This window comes from Curvibacter sp. AEP1-3, assembly GCF_002163715.1.
Lineage (GTDB): Bacteria > Pseudomonadota > Gammaproteobacteria > Burkholderiales > Burkholderiaceae_C > Allorhodoferax.
On the sequence record NZ_CP015698.1, the window covers coordinates 3,412,150 to 3,431,056 of the forward strand.

An 18,907-nucleotide genomic window follows, 5' to 3' on the forward strand; every position below is an offset into this window, starting at 1 on the left:
TTGTCCCCGCAAAACTACCCGCTCCGGATGCAGGGGCTTGCACCCCTCATTTGTTCGGGGGCAGACCCATAAACCGGGCGAAATCCGGCAGGTATTCCTCAAAGCCGGTCAGGGCATGGTCCCCGCCTTCCAGCAGCGTGACCTGCGTGTGACCGTAGCGGGCATGCATTTCGCGCCAGTCCAGTACCTCATCCCCTTTGGCCAGGAGGGCTCGGTAGCGCTGTGGGTGCTGCAATTCGCCGACCTGCAGGGTGCGCAGCTCGTCCACATATTCGGGCAAAAAGAAAAAGCTTTCCTCCGGTGCATGCCATTGGCGGTTCTCGCCTATGTATTTGCCCAAATCCCGTGCAGGGTCCACTGCCGGGTTGATCAGCATGGCCCGACATTCTGTGGCCTCGGCAATGTGGGTGGCATAGAACCCACCCAGCGAGGAGCCGACGACCGCCATGCTGTCGCGCGGCCAATCCGCAATACCGTTCAACAACAGCTCCATCGCTGCCCTCGGTGAGGGGGGCAGCTGCGGGCACCACCAATGCACCTGCGGGTGGTGCTGCGCCATGTAAGCCGCCATGGCCTGTGCTTTGTGCGAATGAGGCGACGAGCGGAAACCGTGAAGGTAAAGGAGGTGGGTGGTAGTCATAGGGGGATAGTACGGGCTGGCCGCATACTTTTCCTGCCTCTATGATGCTCTGTCGCTCAGTGGGAGCATCAAGACAGGTCGACCTCCTATTGCAGTGTTTCTTCAGGCTCTTTCCTTGAACTGTTTTTCAGCACTTGTCCTTTTCTGCCTCCGGGCGCTGTTGCCACGTACGGTAGTGCTGGCCTTGGCACTTTTGTCGTCGTGGGGAGGACTGCACGCGGGTCAGCTGCAGTTTGAAAACGCGACCGTTTCCACCACCATCGACGGCAAGGTATCGAGGGATATCGTGACATTGCCCTTTCGATGGGATCTCCAATACCCCGGGCTGGCAGGTTCGGCTGTATTGGAATTCGAATTCATGGCAGGCCAGTTGCCGCAAAGCCCTGTCGGTCTCTATTTTCCAAAGCTGGGGTCTGCATATGTGGTGTCCCTGAATGGAGTCGTCATCGGGCGGGATGGGGATCTTTTGGTGTCAGGCGGGCAGGACACCGGGAAAGCCCCCCGTCTGATGCCGGTGAACGCTGAGTTGATCAAGCCACACAACATTCTTCGAATTCAGTTGCGTGCTGACAGTGGCCGCAAGGCGGGAGTTAGTGCGGTAGTCATTGATGAGTGGGGAAAGGTAAGCGCGCTTTTCGACGAGTACCGCCTATGGCGGGTAGGCGTACCTGGAGCCATCGCCGCTGCGCATGCATGCTTGGCGGTCCTTAGCGTATTGCTGTGGTGGTGGAGTGGGCGAGCTCGTTTGGATGGCGCTGGTGCCCAGCCGATCTTTTTGTTCAGTGCCGTCGCATTGTTTTGCTGGGCATTGCGGCTGACGGATTCGATATGGGAGACGCCTCCCTTGCCGTGGCCACTCTGGGGCGCGGTACCGGTGCTGGGGCTTGGCATCTGGGGATGTTGTTGCGCGCACGTTTGCATGGTGGTCGCCAAGTGGGATGACAGGCCTTGGGCTACCGCCTTCAGGCTGTGGCTGGTCGCGATCCTCCTGTCTGGATTGGTCTTTGTGCCTTGGGGGCTGATCGGGGCGCATCCTGCGCTGTTGACGATTTGGTATGCCGTACTGGGCCTGACCTTGCTTGCATTCAGTGTGGGTTTGGCCAAGCATTCCATGGGCAGTGGTGGCAACGCTGGGGGTCGCTTGCTGTCCGGAGCCGTTTTGCTGAGCGTCTGCATCGGATTGCTGGATCTTTTGCGCATGCGGACCCATGCGGGCGTGGCGGATGTCGCATTGTTGTACTACGCGTCTATCGTCTTTGGCCTGATTCTGGCAATCACAACTTTCCAATATGCGAGGACAAACCGGCAGGTATCTCCCAAAGCGCACCAAGCCGCTTAGGGATAATCACGCCCATGTCGTACCAATTTGGAAAAGTCCCCCTGCGCCAGCGCATTGCGCCCTGGTTTTCGGGGTTTGACGGGCCGTTGGCCTTTGCAGTCTTCATTCTGGCCTGTGCCGGGCTGCTGACCATGTATTCATCCGGCTTTGACCATGGCACCCGGTTTGAGGACCATGCCCGGAACATGCTGATCGCGGGCACCATCATGTTTGTGGTGGCCCAAGTTCCACCCCAGCGCTTGATGCTCGTTGCAGTGCCGCTGTACACCGTGGGCGTGGCCCTGCTGATAGCGGTTGCCATTTTCGGAATCACCAAAAAGGGCGCCAAACGCTGGATCAATGTCGGCGTGGTGATTCAGCCCAGTGAAATTCTCAAGATCGCCATGCCGCTGATGTTGGCCTGGTGGTTCCAGAAACGCGAAGGCCAGTTGCGTCCGCTTGACTTTGTGGTGGCTGGGCTGCTGCTGGCCGTCCCCGTGGGCCTGATCATGAAGCAGCCGGATTTGGGTACTTCGTTGTTGGTGCTGGCGGCCGGCATGGCGGTGATCTTTTTTGCCGGCATGAGCTGGAAACTGGTGATTCCGCCCTTGGCGATCGGAGTGATCGGTATCTTCCTGATCGTGGTCTTTGAGCCGCAATTGTGTGCTGACGGCGTACGCTGGCCGGTGCTGCACGACTACCAGCAGCAACGCATCTGCACGTTGCTGGACCCTACTCGCGACCCACTGGGCAAAGGCTTCCACATCATCCAGGGGATGATCGCCATCGGCTCGGGCGGTGTGACCGGCATGGGTTTCATGAAGGGCACGCAGACGCATCTGGAGTTCATTCCCGAGCGGACGACTGACTTTATTTTTGCTGCTTATTCGGAGGAGTTCGGCCTGATCGGCACCACCTTCCTGATCTGCGCCTTCATCTTCCTGATACTGCGCGGCTTGGCCATTGCGCTGGAGGCGCCGACCCTGTTTTCCCGACTGTTGGCTGGCGCTGCCACCATGATCTTTTTCACCTACGCGTTTGTGAACATGGGCATGGTCAGTGGCATTCTGCCGGTGGTGGGTGTGCCTCTGCCCTTCATCAGCTACGGCGGGACAGCCATGGTGACATTGGGGCTGGCGCTCGGCATCCTGATGTCAATTTCCAACTCCAAGCGCCTGGTCCAGTCATGAGTGCGCCTTTGCCGGTGACCGTGATCGGCGTCGGCAATATGGGCGGGGCCATGGCGCAGCGCCTTTGTGCACTGGGTTGGACACCATGGGTGCACGACATCGATGTGAGCAAGGTGCAGTGTTTGGTGCCTTTCGGCGCTCTAGCGCCCGCGGATATTGGGCGAGCAGCTACTGAATCCATAGCAACCATCATTTGCGTGGTCGATGCCAATCAGACCCGTGAAGTGCTGTTCAGCCCCGGAGGGCTGGCTCCGCATCTGCCTGCCGGGCATGTGGTGATCTTGTGCCCGACCATTGGACCGCAGGATGCGGAAGACATTGCAGCGCAGCTAGCGACCTTTGGTGTACTCACGCTGGATGCCCCTATGTCAGGCGGCCCTGCCCGTGCGAGGGAGGGCAGCATGAGCCTGATGGTGGCCGGCCCTGCGGCGGCGTGGGAACGCTGCCTACCGTTGCTCCAAGCGCTGTCGGCCAAGTTGTTTCATATCAGCGACCGGCCGGGTGATGGCGCACGGACCAAGCTGGTCAACAACCTGTTGGCGGGTATCAACCTCGTGGGGGCAGCCGAGGTCATGGCGCTGGCCGCTTGTTTGGGGTTGGACCAGGGGCGCACGCTGGATGTCATTGAACAGTCCAGTGGCCAGAGCTGGATCGGTAGCGACCGCATGCGCCGCGCCTTTGCGGGCGATCTGGCTCCGCGCGCCCACATGACCTTGTTGGCCAAAGACACGCGACTCGCCTTGGAAGCGGCATCCCAAGTTGGCTTTTCCGGCCCCCTAGGTGTCCATGCTTCTGCCGTGTTTGCGGCCGCAGTAGCCGCAGGATTGGAAGGGCTGGACGATGCGGCTCTGCTGGAGTTTCTGCAGCGGCCTAAAATGGCCGGATGATCTCCCGCGAACCCACTATCGAACGCTTGGCCACGGCCAAATCCCTGTTGCTCACGCCTTTCGGCCTGGATGAGAGCCATCTCACCCGCGCGCTGAACGAAATCAAGGCGCACCAGGTGGACGAGGCGGACCTGTACTTCCAGTACACCCGCTCCGAGGGCTGGAGTCTGGAAGAAGGCATCGTCAAAACCGGTTCCTTCAGCATCGACCAAGGCGTGGGCGTGCGTGCAGTGAGTGGCGAGAAAACCGCCTTTGCGTATTCCGACGATATTTCTGAGGCCAGCCTGCTGGATGCTGCCCGCACCGTGCGCACCATTTCGGCTGCGGCGCAGAACAAGCGTGCGAAAGCCGCTACACCAAAGATAGCGGGCGGCCGCAAACTCTACGCCGGCCTGGACCCGATTGTCACCCTCGACAGCACCGCCAAGGTGGAGCTGCTGGGCAAGGTTGAGAAACTGGCCCGTGCCAAAGACCCGCGCATCATCCAGGTGATGGCCGGTTTGGCTGCTGAATACGACGTGGTGCTCGTCGCCCGCGCGGACGGCACGCTGGCCGCCGATGTGCGCCCGCTGGTGCGCCTGAGCGTGACGGTGATTGCCGAGCAAAAAGGTCGTCGCGAAGTAGGCTCCAGTGGCGGCGGTGGCCGCTTCGGGCTGGCGTACTTCACCGATGCGCAGATTGAAGACTATGTAGACCAGGCCGTGCACGCCGCGTTGACCAACCTCGATGCCCGTCCTGCGCCTGCCGGCGAGATGACTGTGGTGTTGGGGGCCGGATGGCCCGGCATTCTGTTGCACGAAGCCATCGGCCACGGGCTGGAAGGCGATTTCAACCGCAAGGGCAGCAGCGCCTTCAGCGGCCGCATCGGCCAGCGCGTCGCAGCCAAAGGCGTGACGGTGCTGGACGATGGCACCATTGCCGACCGCCGTGGCTCGCTCAACGTGGATGACGAAGGCAACCCCAGCCAGCGCAATGTGCTGATTGAAGACGGCATATTGAAGGGCTACATCCAGGACAGCATGAACGCCCGCCTGATGGGCGTGAAGCCCACCGGCAACGGCCGCCGCGAGAGCTACGCCCACCTGCCCATGCCCCGCATGACCAACACTTACATGCTGGGCGGCGACAAGGCGCCGGAAGAAATCATCGCAAGTATCAAAAAGGGCTTGTACGCCCCCAACTTCGGTGGCGGCCAGGTGGACATTACCAGCGGCAAGTTTGTGTTCTCTGCCAGCGAAGCCTATTGGGTGGAAAACGGCAAGATCCAATACCCCGTCAAAGGCGCCACGCTGGTGGGCAGCGGCCCGGAGTGCCTGAAGCGCGTCTCCATGATCGGCAATGACATGAAGCTGGACCCTGGCGTGGGCACCTGCGGCAAAGAGGGTCAGAGCGTGCCTGTGGGTGTGGGTCAGCCTACGCTTCGCATCGACGGTTTGACCGTAGGTGGAACTGCCTAGTGGCAAGCGTAAGCCGCTGTCAGAAACCTGTGCTACATTGAACCCCATGCATTCCGCACGTTTCTTTTTTAGCTACTTTTGGTTCTCACGCGCATCCGGCGGTCGAGAGATCTGAACGTACCCAAAAGAAACGTCCTGAATCTTCCCAAAAACCGCCGGCACCCCCGGCGGTTTTTTTATGCCTTTTTCAACCTGTTTTTCGCAACTTGGACTCTGGAGACCTGACATGAACGCTAAAGCCTCTGCAACCGGTGAGTGGTACGGACAACCCCAGCCCGCCGACCGCACCAGTAAAACCGACGACGAACGCATCAAGGACATCACCGTGTTGCCCCCTCCAGAGCACCTTATCCGTTTCTTCCCTATCCGCGGATCCGCGGTGGAGACCCTGATCTCCGACACCCGCAGCACCATCCACAACATCATGGCCGGCAAGGACGATCGTCTGCTGGTCATCATCGGACCCTGCTCCATCCATGATCCCGCCGCGGCGCTGGACTACGCCCGCCGCCTGAAAGTGGAGCGTGAGAAGTACAAAGACACGCTGGAAATCGTGATGCGCGTCTACTTCGAGAAGCCCCGCACCACCGTGGGCTGGAAGGGCTTGATCAATGACCCCTACCTCGATGAGAGCTACCGCATTGACGAAGGCCTGCGCATTGCACGCCAGTTGCTGATCGAGATCAACCGCTTGGGCATGCCCGCGGGCAGCGAGTTCCTGGACGTCATTTCCCCCCAGTACCTGGGCGACTTGATTTCCTGGGGCGCCATCGGTGCGCGCACCACTGAGAGCCAGGTGCACCGCGAGTTGGCCTCCGGCATCTCTGCGCCCATCGGCTTCAAAAACGGCACGGACGGCAACATCAAGATCGCAACCGACGCTATCCAGGCAGCAGCCGGTGGCCACCACTTCTTGTCGGTGCACAAAAATGGCCAGGTGGCGATTGTGCAAACCAACGGCAACCCGGACTGCCACGTCATCCTGCGCGGTGGCAAGGCGCCCAACTACGACGCTGCCAATGTGGCCGCGGCTTGTGCGGACCTCGCCAAGGCGAAGTTGCCCCAGACCCTGATGGTGGACTGCAGCCACGCCAACAGCAGCAAGCAGCACGAAAAGCAGCTCGATGTGGCCAAAGACATTGCCGGCCAGATCAGCGGCGGTTCGCGCAGCGTTTTCGGGGTGATGGTGGAAAGCCACCTGAACGCCGGAGCCCAGAAGTTCACCCCCGGCAAGGACGATGCGTCCGCGCTGGAATACGGCAAGAGCATCACCGACGCCTGCCTGGGCTGGGACGATTCGGTGGAGTCTCTGGAAGTGCTGTCTGCCGCCGTCAAGGCGCGCCGCGCAGCGTGATGGCGCCATAAAAAAGCCGGAGTTGATGCTCCGGCTCACATTACCTAGCGGGCCTGAGTGCCCGCTTTTTTTGTGCCTTATTGCAGCGGAGCAGGGGCCCGCAGTGACTCCATCACCGCGTCCGGCGTGCCGCCAGCAGCCAGGTGGGTTTTGTACCAGACGCTCAGGATGGTGCTGATCACCGGGCCGGGGTTCTCGCGCACTTTTGCCACATCCCACTGGTTGAGTTGGCAGATGCGCTCGACGAGGTCCATGTCCATGTCGATGGCTTCGGCGTCGCAACGGCGCAGTTTCAGGTCGGTGAATTTGGCGCCTTCCGGGAGGCGGAGTTGAAAGTTCGGATCGGTTTGCATGGGGTTGTGGGTCAAATATGCTGTAGCCGCTTATAGATAGTGCGCGAGCAGCTATGAAGTTTGTAGCAAGCTGGCGAGTTTGGCGTGGATGCCGCCGAAGCCTCCATTGCTCATGCACAGCACGTGGTCGCCCGGCTGCAGGGCGGCGGCCACTTGGGCCAGCACGGTGTCAATGGTGTCGCCCACCTGCGCTCGTGCACCCATGGGGGCCAGCGCCTCGGCTGCGTCCCAGCCCAAACCGCCGCTGTGGCAGAAGGCGAGGTCGGCTTCTTCCAGGCTCCAGGGCAACTGGGCCTTCATGGCGCCGAGCTTCATGGTGTTGGAGCGCGGCTCGAACACGGCCAGAATGCGCCCCTTGCCGACTTGGCGGCGCAGGCCGTTGACGGTGGTGCGGATGGCGGTGGGGTGGTGCGCAAAGTCATCGTAAATGGTGACGGGGGCGCTGCCCGGTTGACCTGCCAACGGGGCTTTGGCGCGCACTTCCATGCGGCGCTTGACGTTCACGAATTGGCCCAGGGCTTCTGCAGCGACGGCAGGCGACACGCCTACATGCTCGGCGGCGGCGATGGCGGCCAGTGCGTTGAGTTGGTTGTGCACGCCGCCCAAGGCCCACTGCACCCGTGCGACCTCGTGGCCGTGGTGGTGGACGGCAAAGTCATGGGGCTCGCCGACGGCAGAAAAGTCGCTCACGGCGGCGCCGAAGCTGCGTTGTTCGCTCCAGCAGCCTTGGTGGAGCACGCGGGTGAGGCTTTCTTCCAGGCCGTTGACGACCACGCGCCCGGTACCGGGCACGGTGCGCACCAGGTGGTGGAACTGCCGCTCGATGGCGGCCAGGTCGTCAAAGATGTCGGCGTGGTCGAATTCCAGGTTGTTCAGGATGGCGGTGCGCGGGCGGTAGTGCACGAATTTGCTGCGCTTGTCGAAGAAGGCGGTGTCGTATTCGTCGGCCTCGATCACGAAGAGTTTCGCTTCGGAGGCGGGGCGGAGGGGCGTCTGCGCCCTCTGCTCCTTGTCCCCCGCCCGCTGTGCGGGCTCCTCCTTGACCTGCGCAGAGGGCACAGACGCCCCTCCGCCCAGTCTTGCCGATACTCCGAAATTCAGCGGGACGCCTCCGACTAGGAATCCGGGCTGCAGTCCGGCGTACTCCAGCACCCAGGCCAGCATGCTGGTGGTGGTGGTTTTTCCGTGGGTGCCGGCCACAGCCAGCACGTGCCGACCTTGCAGCACGTGTTCAGCCAACCATTGCGGGCCGCTGGTGTAAGGGGCGCCCGCATCAAGAATGGCTTCCATGAGCGGAAATTTGGGCGTTCCGTCGGCGAGTCGTGCGCGGCTGACGACGTTGCCGATCACGAACATGTCGGGCTGCAAAGCTATTTGCTCCGCGCCGAAGCCTTCGATCAGGTCGATGCCCAGGGCCCGAAGCTGGTCGCTCATGGGGGGGTAAACGCCGGCATCGCAGCCGGTGACTTTGTGGCCGGCTTCACGCGCCAGCGCGGCCAGGCCACCCATGAAGGTGCCGCAAATGCCCAAGATATGAATATGCATGGGCGGTATTCTACGGGGCGGACCAGCTGTCGTGATTAAGCATGATTTAGGGCTCTGGCGCACGTGGAATATGCGCGAACAGCTATTAAAAGAATAGCAAATGGGCGCGTAGCAGGGCTTTCGGCGGGCAGGCACAATCGGCCCATGGATGATTTGAAAGAAGAAATCGCGGCTACGGCGGCGCGTTTGGTAGTGGAAGAGGGGCTGGAATACGGTCCGGCCAAGCGTCGCGCGGTCAAACAGCTGGGTGTGCCACCACGTTCTGCACTGCCGGATAACGATCAGGTAGAGGCTGCGGTTGAGGAATACATTGCGATCTTCTGTGCCGAGAGCCAGGCTGAGGAGTTGCAGGCCCTGCGTGAGCTTGCAGTGCAATGGATGCAGCGGCTGGAAGCCTTCCGGCCCCACCTGGGCGGCGCAGTGTGGCGTGGTACGGCCACACGGCGGTCCGACATTTATCTGCAATTGTTTTGTGATGACCCCAAATCGGCGGAGATCAGCCTGATTGACAAGGGTGTTCGCTTCGAGGTGCGCTCTGTGCCCGGTTTGCAAGGGGATATGGTGGACGCCCTGAGCATTCACGCGATGTGCCAGCCCTTGGGTGAGCATGTGGGTGTGCATTTGTTGATCAACGACCTGGATGACGTGCGGGGTGCCTTGCAGCCGGATGGCAAGGGCAGGGCGCCGCGTGGAAATTTGGCGGCAGTTCAAAAGCTGTTGGGAGATGTTCGTGATAGATAGTAAGGATTTGGCGCAATTCCCCTCTTCTCGCAGGCGCACGGTTCTCTGGGGTGTTGCCGCCGGTTTGGCGGGTGCCGCGGGGCTAGGGTTGTCGCTGCGCCATGCCAAAGATGCGGCTTTGGCTGTGGTCGACCCTGTGCCGGGTTTCTGGGAGCAGCAGTGGCAAACCCCGCATGACACTACTTTGGCCATGGCTGGACTCAAGGGGCGGCCAGTCTTGATTAATTTCTGGGCGACCTGGTGCCCACCATGCGTAGACGAACTACCTCTCTTGGACAGTTTTTATAAGGAGCAAGGCAGCCGCGGTGTACAGGTACTGGGGTTGGCCATCGATCGCAATGAGGCTGTGGTGCCATTTCTCAAGAAGCTGCCTTTGAGTTTTCCGGTCGCCATGGCCGGATTGTCGGGAGCAGATCTCGGGCGTGCATTGGGCAACATCACAGGTGGTTTACCGTTCTCGGTGTTGTTGGCTTCGGATGGATCCATTGCGCAGCGGAAAATGGGGCGGGTGACCGAGTCGGACCTCGCTGCTTGGGTTGCGGTAAAATAGAGGCTCCTACCTAGTGGATTCGGTCTGAATCCACTGTCTCAAGCCCCTTCGGGGCATTTTTATCTAGACATTTTTCCGATCTTTTCCCTTGTTTTGGGCGGAGATATGGTTTTTTGGTGGCGATTTGCTGTAAATTCGCCGCTTTACTAATGTCGGTTGTTGGAGATTCCATGGATTTACGCAAACTCAAAACCCTGATCGATCTGGTGTCTGATTCCAATGTGTCGGAACTGGAAATTACCGAAGCCGAAGGCAAGGTCCGTATCGTCAAGGGTGGTGGTGCAGTGGTTCAGGGCTATGCGCCCGCTCCTGTGTATGCAGCACCTGCTCCGGCAGCAGCGCCTGCAGCTGCCGCCGCTGCCCCAGCACCGGCTCCCGCAGAAGCCGCCGTGCCCGCCGGCCACACCGTAAAGTCTCCGATGGTGGGTACTTTCTACCGTTCTTCTGCCCCGGGCGCGAAGCCGTTCGTGGAAATTGGTGATTCCATCAAGGAAGGCGACACCATCTGCATTATTGAAGCGATGAAGATCCTGAACGAGATCGAAGCTGACAAGTCCGGTACGGTGACGCAGATTCTGTGTGAGAACGGTCAGGCTGTTGAATACGGCCAACCTCTGTTCATCATCGAATAAGACGCAGCACCCATGTTCAAGAAAATTCTGGTCGCCAACCGGGGCGAGATTGCGCTGCGAATCCAGCGCGCCTGCCGCGAGTTGGGAATCAAAGCCGTCATGGTCTATTCCGAGGCGGACCGCGAAGCCAAATACGTGAAACTGGCAGAGGAAGCGGTGTGTATCGGACCGGCTCCGTCCGGTCTGAGCTACCTCAATATGCCGGCCATCATTTCGGCCGCGGAAGTGACCGATGCGGAAGCCATTCACCCCGGCTACGGTTTTTTGAGTGAAAACGCGGACTTTGCTGAGCGCGTCGAGAAGAGCGGTTTCCAGTTCATCGGTCCTACACCCGAGTCCATCCGCATCATGGGGGACAAGGTGTCTGCCAAGCAGGCCATGATCCGCGCGGGCGTGCCCTGCGTGCCCGGCTCTGAAGGCGAGCTGCCGGATGACCCGGTCGCAATGAAGCGCATTGCCAAGGCCATTGGCTACCCGGTGATCATCAAGGCTGCCGGCGGTGGCGGTGGTCGCGGTATGCGTGTGGTCCACACCGAGGCAGCGCTGGTCAATGCGGTACAGATGACCAAGGCGGAAGCGGGCGCGGCGTTTAACAACCCGGCGGTGTATATGGAGAAGTTTCTCCAGAACCCCCGGCATATTGAAATCCAGATCCTGGCAGACAAGCACAAGAACGCGGTGTACCTAGGTGAGCGCGATTGCTCCATGCAACGTCGCCATCAGAAGGTGCTGGAAGAGTCACCCGCTCCCGGTATCAACCGCAAGCTGATTGAGCGTATCGGCGAGCGTTGCGTGGCTGCCTGCAAGAAGATCGGCTACCGCGGTGCGGGCACGTTTGAGTTCCTCTATGAAGACGGCGAGTTCTATTTCATTGAAATGAATACCCGTGTGCAAGTGGAGCACCCGGTGACGGAGATGGTGACGGGCATTGACATCGTCAAAACCCAGATCATGGTGGCGGCCGGCGAAAAACTGCCTTTCACCCAGCGTCAAATTGAAGTGCGTGGTCACGCAATCGAATGCCGTGTGAACGCAGAAGATCCTTACAAGTTCACCCCGTCCCCAGGGCGCGTCACCATGTGGCATGCACCCGGCGGTCCCGGAGTGCGTGTGGATTCACATGTGTACACCAACTATTTCGTGCCTCCGAACTACGACTCGATGGTCGGCAAGATCATTGTTCATGGCGATACCCGCGAGCAGGCCATGGCGCGCATGCGTACCGCTTTGGCAGAGACCGTTGTCGAAGGTATCAGTACCAACATCCCCTTGCACCGCGAGTTGATGGTGGACGCCAAGTTCATGGATGGTGGAACCAATATCCACTACCTTGAGCATTGGCTGGAACAACACAAGCGATAAGGTTTTGCATGTTTGAATTGCGTTTGATGTGTCCCGAAGACCGGGTCGAAAACCTGAGTGATGCGCTGGACGCGTTGGATGCGCTGAGTGTCAGTGTGGAAGATGCTGATGCCCAAACCGATGCCGAGCAAGCGTTGTTCGGTGAACCCGGAATGCCGCCGCCCAAAGACGGGTGGCAGCGTTCCCGCGTGATTGCATTGTTTGCGGATCGCGCCCAAGCGGATGAAGCGGCCCAGTTGTTGTCTGCCCAAGACTTCTTTGAGGGTTGCCGTATCTTGGGTATCGAGGTGCTCGAGGACCAGGACTGGGTGCGTTTGACCCAGTCGCAGTTTGCGCCGGTAGAGATCACCCCTGAGTTCTGGATCGTGCCGACCTGGCATGAGCCGCCGGTACAGGCCAAAGAGGTAATTCGTCTGGATCCTGGCTTGGCGTTCGGCACGGGGACGCACCCCACCACGCGCATGTGCTTGCGCTGGATTGCGCGTAATGGCGGTTCCGGTCGGGTGCTGGACTATGGGTGCGGATCAGGCATTCTGGCCATAGGTGCAGCCAAATTCGGTGCTACGGAAGTGATCGCTGTTGACATTGATCAGGCCGCTGTGGATTCCACTGTCTTGAATGCCGAAGCAAATCACGTCACATTGGTGTCCGGGTTACCTGAGGCAGCTCAAGGGGTATTCGATGTGGTGCTCGCCAACATCCTGGCCACGCCCTTGAAGGTGCTTGCTCCGCTGCTATGTGCGCATGTGAAGGCGGGTGGCCATCTTGTGCTTGCCGGGATTCTGGAGCGGCAGGCGGAAGAGTTAAAGGCAGCTTATTCGCCGTACTGCAAACTGTCTGTGGCAGACACCGAGGACGGCTGGATCTTGATGACTGCCGCAGTCTGATTGCGGTGATTGCGCCCACTACAATGTGACGCAATGAGTCTGATTACCCAATGCCCGGCATGCTCCACGATGTTCAAGGTCGTGCCGGACCAGTTGCGTATATCCGATGGTTGGGTTCGTTGTGGGCAGTGTGATGAAGTTTTCGATGCCAACGCGAATCTTCACTCCGAGCCTGTTCCCGTGTCTCTGGAGCCGGAGCCCCCGCGTGATCCTGTAGCCACCACCAGCCCTGATCCGGACTGGGCTGCTTCTCTGCGATTCGCGTCTGACGAATCTCCTAAAGAGACAGAGGATGATGCCTCCAACATGTCATTCACTGCGGAACAGTCAGACGCCGCTTTACGCGATCACTTACATCCTGACGAATCTCTTCCGGTCGGCACACCGGTCAATGAGTCCTCTGACACGGGATTGGATGATTTCTTGTCGCAGAGCCCCAAATCACTCGCGCAAACTCCCGGTGTGGATCACGAGACACCGCCGTTGGATGCGCCTGCGGAGCCCCCTCTGGAAACTTTGTCGGGTGCGGCGCCCCGTTACACACAAGCCCATGTGAAAGTCGCAGAGAAGGATGAGGTTAAACAGCCCTCGTTCATGCGGGAAGGGCGGGGCAAGAGCATTTGGCACAAAACAGGCGTACGTATTGTTCTGGGGCTATCGGGCATGGTGTTGATCGGGGCGTTGGCAGTGCAAGTTGCCGTCCATGAGCGAGATCGTTGGGCCGCCTATGAGCCATCCACGCTGCCTGCGCTGGAGGCTTTGTGTGAGGTGATGGATTGCAGCGTAAGTCCATTGCGTAACATTGAAGCGGTGGTGATCGATAGTTCATCGTTCACCAAGGTTCGAACCGATGTGTATCGGCTCAATGTTGCTTTGAAAAATAATGGTCCTGTCCCTGTTGCTCCGCCCGCGTTGGAGCTGACTCTCACGGATATGCAGGACCAAAGCCTGATACGTCGTGTTCTTAAGCCGCAAGATATAGGTTTTAAAGCGAATACCTTGGAGCCAGATGCAGAGTTTTCAGCGGTACTTCCCATTGCTGTGAAAGCAGGGAACTCTTCAGAGCGCGTGTCTGGGTACCGGCTACTTGCCTTTTATCCTTGATCGGCTTGTGGTGCCAACAAAAAAGCCCGGGGCCTATGGCGCCGGGCTTTTCTACTTCAGGCAGGCCGCTTAGGGCTTGCTGGAAGTAGGGAATGGCCACGCAGCTTGTGGATTCAGCGTGGTTTGTGCCGCAGGGGCAGCGGCAGGCTTGGCAGCTGGTGCCTTTGCAGCCTTCTTTGCAGCAGGCTTCTTGGCAGCAGGAGCTGCGGCCTTTTTGGCGGGAGCGGCTTTCTTCGCTGCTACGGCCTTTTTGGCAGGAGCTGCTGCTTTTTTAGCAGGAGCTGCGGCCTTTTTGGCGGGAGCGGCTTTCTTCGCTGCTACGGCCTTTTTGGCAGGAGCTGCTGCTTTTTTAGCAGGAGCTGCGGCCTTTTTGGCGGGAGCGGCTTTCTTCGCTGCTACGGCCTTTTTGGCAGGAGCTGCTTTCTTCGCGGGAGCGGCCTTCTTAGCGGCCGGTTTTTTTGCAGTTGCCATCATGTTCTCCTTGATCAAGGTGCAAGAAGCACTTTCCGCTGCGTATCTGGCAGAAAGTGATTCATGCCACTGGGCGCTATCCCAGCGGCATGAACTCGGTGTCGCACACCCATTGCACTGAACGAGCAGCAGCAGAACAGGGGCGAAAACTGGAGCGGCATAACGAGTTGATTAATCCCAGGACAGCGCGCCGCCGGACTGGTACTCGATAACACGCGTTTCGAAGAAGTTACGTTCCTTCTTCAAGTCAATCATTTCGCTCATCCACGGGAACGGATTTTCCTCATTCGGGAAAAGCGGCTCCAAGCCGATTTGTGTGGCCCGGCGATTTGCGATGTAGCGTAAGTAGCCCTTAAACATCGAAGCATTCATGCCGAGCACACCGCGTGGCATGGTGTCTTCCGCATAACGGTACTCGAGTTCGACGGCCTTCTCGAAAAGTGCCTTGATCTCCGCCTTGAATTCGGGCGTCCACAGATGAGGGTTTTCCAGCTTCAACTGATTGATCAGGTCGATACCGAAATTGCAGTGCATCGACTCATCGCGAAGAATATATTGATACTGTTCAGCAGCACCAGTCATCTTGTTCTGGCGACCCAAAGCGAGAATTTGGGTGAAGCCCACATAGAAGAACAGGCCTTCCATCAGGCAGGCAAATACGATCAGGGACTTCAGCAGCACTTGATCGCTTTCAGGCGTACCCGTGTGGAAGTTCGGGTCCATGATAGCTTCAATGAAGGGGATCAAAAACTCGTCTTTATCGCGGATGGACTGGACTTCGTTATACGCGTTGAAGATTTCGCTCTCATCCAGACCCAGGGACTCCACGATGTATTGATACGCGTGGGTGTGAATGGCCTCTTCGAATGCCTGACGCAACAGGAACTGCCGGCATTCAGGCGCGGTGATGTGGCGATAAGTACCCAACACAATGTTGTTGGCGGCCAAGGAATCTGCAGTCACAAAGAAGCCGAGGTTGCGCTTGACGATGCGGCGCTCGTCTTCAGTAAGTCCATTGGGATCCTTCCACAACGCGATGTCGCGCGTCATGTTGACCTCTTGGGGCATCCAGTGATTGGCGCATGTGGCGAGGTATTTTTCCCAGGCCCATTTGTATTTAAACGGGACCAACTGATTGACGTCAGTTTGTCCGTTGATGATGCGTTTGTCGGATGCCTTGACGCGATGTCCGCCGGCACTCAGCTTGGCAGCTGGCATCGCAGCGGACAGCGGGGTAACTGATGTTTGAGCCGCGAATACAGAAGACACTGGTGCCTGCGCTACTGCGTCATTTCCAGACGGATTGCGCGCGTAATTCAACGGCGATGCGGGCTTGACTTCTTCGTCCCAGGACAACATAGATGATTCCAATTTGCAGATTATGTGAGCAGTGAATTGAATTGAAAAGTAATCATGCAATTCACTGAAAATTTGTGTTGTTCAATAGCATCGCAATTTGCACCGCGACGCTATTGAAATCATTGGCAGGACTCGCAAGTCGGGTCATCAACGCCGCAGAACTTGATGTCAGTTGCAGCATTGCTGGCCAACTCCATCTGGGCTTGTGCCGCAGCAGCCGCAGCTTCCAAGGCGCTCGACATTTTGGTGGAGCCTTGCGCATCGTTGCCGGATGACACTGCATTCAAACGTCCCGCTGTGACGGTCGATTTTTCAGCGTGTGTCGCAGACATCGTGCGGAGGTAGTAGGTGGTTTTCAGTCCACGCAACCAAGCCAGTTTGTAGGTCTCATCCAGCTTCTTGCCGGAAGCACCGGCCATGTAGATGTTGAGAGATTGCGCTTGATCAATCCACTTCTGGCGACGTGCCGCAGCTTCCACCAACCAGCGGGTTTCCACTTCGAATGCAGTGGCATAGAGCTGCTTGATTTCTTGAGGCACGCGATCGATCGGGCTCAAGGAGCCGTCGAAATGCTTCAGGTCCATGACCATCACGTCGTCCCACAAGCCAAGGCGCTTGAGGTCGCGCACCAAGTAGCTGTTAATGACGGTGAATTCACCGGACAGGTTGGACTTGACCGACAGGTTGCCGAAGCAGGGCTCGATGGATGCGTCCACGCCAATGATGTTGGAGATTGTCGCAGTCGGCGCAATGGCCACGCAGTTGGAGTTGCGCATGCCGTCAGCGGCAATCTTGTTGCGCAAGGCGTTCCAGTCCAGTGTGGAAGAGCGGTCAACTTCCACATATCCGCCACGGGCGTTAGCCAACATGTCCAGAGTGTCTGGTGGCAACACGCCCTTGTCCCACAGGCTGCCCTTGTAGCTGTGGTACTTGCCCCGCTCACGGGCCAAATCAGTGGAAGCCCAGTAGGCGTAATAGCTGATCGCTTCCATGGATTGGTCTGCGAACTCTACAGCCGCGTCGCTGGCATAAGGAATGCGCAGTTCATACAGGCTGTCCTGGAAAGCCATCAGACCCAAGCCCACGGGGCGGTGGCGCATGTTGGAGTCACGCGCCTTTTTCACCGCGTAGTAGTTGATGTCAATCACGTTGTCCAACATGCGCATAGCGGTGGAGATCGTGCGCTTGAGCTTGTCGTGGTCGAGTGCGCCGTCTTTCAAGTGTTGCAGCAGGTTCACGGAGCCCAGATTGCACACGGCTGTCTCAGTGTCGGATGTGTTCAGGGTAATTTCGGTGCACAGATTGGAGGAATGCACCACACCTGCGTGCTGTTGTGGGGAACGCACGTTACATGCGTCTTTGAATGTGATCCATGGATGTCCGGTTTCGAACAGCATGGTCAGCATCTTGCGCCACAGATCGCTGGCTTGTACGGTGCGGGATGGCTTGATCTCACCACGCGCCGCTTTCTCTTCGTAGGCGACATAGGCCTTCTCGAATTCCGCGCCAAACAGGTCGTGCAAGTCGGGCACGTTGGACGGGGAGAACAGGGTCCAAGTGCCTTTTTCCATTACTCGGCGCATAAACAAGTCCGGAATCCAATTCGCGGTATTCATGTCGTGGGTACGGCGGCGGTCGTCGCCGGTGTTCTTGCGCAACTCCAGGAACTCTTCGATGTCCAAGTGCCATGTCTCGAGGTAAGTACAAACAGCACCTTTGCGCTTGCCACCTTGGTTCACAGCCACGGCAGTGTCGTTCACCACTTTCAGGAACGGTACCACCCCTTGAGATTCGCCATTGGTTCCCTTGATGTGGGAGCCCAGTGCACGTACGCGTGTCCAGTCATTGCCCAGACCGCCCGCAAACTTGGAAAGAAGTGCGTTCTCTTTGATAGATTCGTAAATGCCATCCAGATCGTCAGGCACCGTGGTCAGGTAGCAGCTGGACAGTTGTGAGCGCAAAGTACCGCTGTTAAACAGAGTCGGTGTGCTGGACATGAAGTCAAAGCTGGACAGCACTTCGTAAAACTCGATCGCGCGGGCTTCACGGTCAATTTCGTTCAGGGACAGACCCATTGCCACGCGCATGAAAAACGCCTGGGGCAACTCAATGCGGGTTTTGCCTTCGTGCAGGAAGTAGCGGTCATACAAGGTTTGCAGGCCGAGGTAGTCAAACTGCAAATCGCGGCCGGCCTTGAGGGCGTTACCCAAGCGCTTCAAATCGAACTGCTGAAGCTTTTCGTCCAGAAGTTCTGCGGCGATACCACGCTTGATAAAACCGGGGAAATAGTCCGCATAGGCTTCCTGCATATCGGCCTGAGCCACATCGCGGCCCAAGACTTCACGGGAGATCGTGTGAAACAGCAGCCGCGCAGTGGCGTAGGTGTAGTCCGGGTCTTTTTCAATCAGGGTACGAGCCGCCAAAATGGCCGCTTTGTAGACCTCGTCCAACGGCACACCGTCGTAGAGGTTGCGCATGGTTTCCGCAAGGATCGGGGCCGCCTTGACATCAGCTCCCAAACCAGAACAGGCCGTTTCGATACGGGACTGGAGCTGAGCCAGATCCAAAGGCACCCGCTGACCGTTGTCAATGACGTGAATGACGGGCGCTGCAGGAGCCTCTGTAGCCACTTGTTTGGCCCGCTCTTGGGTGCGGCGCTCACGGTAAAGAACGTATGCACGTGCAATTTCATGGTGGCCGCCGCGCATCAGGCCCAACTCGACCTGGTCTTGCACGTCTTCAATATGGAAAGTTCCACCGCCGGGCCGTGAACGGACCAAGGCGCGGATGACCTGCTGGGTCAACCCATCAACGGTTTCCCGAACGCTGGCGGATGCAGCGCCTTGGGTGCCGTGTACCGCGAGAAATGCCTTCATCATGGCAACTGCGATCTTGTTCGGCTCAAAGGGCACGACGGCGCCATTGCGGCGAATGATCTGGTACTGCGCAAATGCGTTTGTTACGGACGATTCTGCGCCCGGGACGGGAGACAGCAGAGGGGCTGTAGTGGTTGGTACAGCAGTAGAAATAGATTGCATGATTTCCTCGTCTAAATCG

The 18,907-nt window shown here is 58.6% G+C and carries 17 protein-coding genes; 11 read left to right on the forward strand and 6 right to left on the reverse strand.

What is annotated here, in order from left to right; genetic code table 11:
* Positions 1 to 46: 46 nt before the first annotated feature.
* Complete coding sequence (locus AEP_RS16005) at positions 47 to 640, reverse strand: YqiA/YcfP family alpha/beta fold hydrolase (RefSeq protein ID WP_087496310.1); 594 nt, start codon at positions 638 to 640, stop codon at positions 47 to 49.
* Between the two features lie 160 nt (positions 641 to 800).
* Between AEP_RS16005 and AEP_RS16010 the strand changes: the two genes are divergently transcribed.
* The 5 genes from AEP_RS16010 to AEP_RS16030 all read left to right on the forward strand — a co-directional run bounded on the left by AEP_RS16010 (position 801) and on the right by AEP_RS16030 (position 6,846).
* Entirely contained in the window at positions 801 to 1,979 is a 1,179-nt protein-coding gene (locus tag AEP_RS16010; protein ID WP_157673195.1) for a hypothetical protein, read from the forward strand.
* A gap of 14 nt (positions 1,980 to 1,993) precedes the next feature.
* A complete protein-coding gene (gene rodA / locus AEP_RS16015) occupies positions 1,994 to 3,148 on the forward strand; it encodes a rod shape-determining protein RodA (protein ID WP_087496312.1) in 1,155 nt (384 codons plus the stop codon).
* A complete protein-coding gene (locus AEP_RS16020) occupies positions 3,145 to 4,035 on the forward strand; it encodes an NAD(P)-dependent oxidoreductase (RefSeq protein WP_087496313.1) in 891 nt (296 codons plus the stop codon). Before rodA ends, AEP_RS16020 begins: the two co-directional genes overlap by 4 nt.
* Positions 4,032 to 5,492, forward strand: coding sequence for a metalloprotease TldD (tldD, locus tag AEP_RS16025; RefSeq protein WP_087496314.1), 1,461 nt, complete (start codon positions 4,032 to 4,034; stop codon positions 5,490 to 5,492). The genes AEP_RS16020 and tldD overlap by 4 nt, the downstream gene beginning before the upstream one ends.
* Positions 5,493 to 5,718: 226 nt before the next feature.
* Positions 5,719 to 6,846, forward strand: a complete 1,128-nt coding sequence (locus AEP_RS16030; RefSeq protein ID WP_087496315.1) for a 3-deoxy-7-phosphoheptulonate synthase — start codon at positions 5,719 to 5,721, stop codon at positions 6,844 to 6,846.
* A 77-nt stretch (positions 6,847 to 6,923) separates the two neighbouring features.
* Here the strand turns inward: AEP_RS16030 and AEP_RS16035 are convergent, their stop codons facing one another.
* Entirely contained in the window at positions 6,924 to 7,199 is a 276-nt protein-coding gene (locus AEP_RS16035) for a hypothetical protein (protein WP_087496316.1), read from the reverse strand.
* 51 nt (positions 7,200 to 7,250) lie between these two features.
* On the reverse strand, positions 7,251 to 8,744 hold the full coding sequence (gene mpl / locus AEP_RS16040) for a UDP-N-acetylmuramate:L-alanyl-gamma-D-glutamyl-meso-diaminopimelate ligase (RefSeq protein WP_087496317.1): 1,494 nt from the start codon (positions 8,742 to 8,744) through the stop codon (positions 7,251 to 7,253).
* A 144-nt stretch (positions 8,745 to 8,888) separates the two neighbouring features.
* Here mpl and AEP_RS16045 point away from each other — a divergent pair, with 144 nt between their 5' ends.
* From AEP_RS16045 to AEP_RS16070, 6 genes are all read left to right on the forward strand, one after another.
* Positions 8,889 to 9,485: a hypothetical protein gene (locus AEP_RS16045; protein WP_087496318.1), complete on the forward strand. Its 597-nt coding sequence runs from the start codon at positions 8,889 to 8,891 to the stop codon at positions 9,483 to 9,485.
* On the forward strand, positions 9,475 to 10,035 hold the full coding sequence (locus AEP_RS16050; RefSeq protein ID WP_232459847.1) for a TlpA family protein disulfide reductase: 561 nt from the start codon (positions 9,475 to 9,477) through the stop codon (positions 10,033 to 10,035). Before AEP_RS16045 ends, AEP_RS16050 begins: the two co-directional genes overlap by 11 nt.
* A 170-nt stretch (positions 10,036 to 10,205) precedes the next feature.
* Complete coding sequence (gene accB / locus AEP_RS16055; protein ID WP_087496320.1) at positions 10,206 to 10,667, forward strand: acetyl-CoA carboxylase biotin carboxyl carrier protein; 462 nt, start codon at positions 10,206 to 10,208, stop codon at positions 10,665 to 10,667.
* A gap of 12 nt (positions 10,668 to 10,679) precedes the next feature.
* A complete protein-coding gene (accC, locus tag AEP_RS16060) occupies positions 10,680 to 12,029 on the forward strand; it encodes an acetyl-CoA carboxylase biotin carboxylase subunit (protein WP_087496321.1) in 1,350 nt (449 codons plus the stop codon).
* Between the two features lie 8 nt (positions 12,030 to 12,037).
* A complete protein-coding gene (gene prmA / locus AEP_RS16065; protein ID WP_087496322.1) occupies positions 12,038 to 12,916 on the forward strand; it encodes a 50S ribosomal protein L11 methyltransferase in 879 nt (292 codons plus the stop codon).
* 33 nt (positions 12,917 to 12,949) lie between these two features.
* Positions 12,950 to 14,020 carry a zinc-ribbon and DUF3426 domain-containing protein gene (locus AEP_RS16070; protein ID WP_087496323.1) on the forward strand — a complete coding sequence of 357 codons (1,071 nt, stop codon included), beginning with the start codon at positions 12,950 to 12,952 and terminating at the stop codon, positions 14,018 to 14,020.
* Positions 14,021 to 14,089: 69 nt separating this feature from the next.
* Here the strand turns inward: AEP_RS16070 and AEP_RS16075 are convergent, their stop codons facing one another.
* From AEP_RS16075 to AEP_RS16085, 3 genes are all read right to left on the reverse strand, one after another.
* A complete protein-coding gene (locus AEP_RS16075) occupies positions 14,090 to 14,491 on the reverse strand; it encodes a histone (protein WP_087496324.1) in 402 nt (133 codons plus the stop codon).
* A gap of 171 nt (positions 14,492 to 14,662) precedes the next feature.
* Positions 14,663 to 15,850, reverse strand: coding sequence for a ribonucleotide-diphosphate reductase subunit beta (locus AEP_RS16080; protein ID WP_087496325.1), 1,188 nt, complete (start codon positions 15,848 to 15,850; stop codon positions 14,663 to 14,665).
* A 119-nt stretch (positions 15,851 to 15,969) separates the two neighbouring features.
* Entirely contained in the window at positions 15,970 to 18,888 is a 2,919-nt protein-coding gene (locus AEP_RS16085; RefSeq protein ID WP_087497380.1) for a ribonucleoside-diphosphate reductase subunit alpha, read from the reverse strand.
* Positions 18,889 to 18,907: the final 19 nt, after the last annotated feature.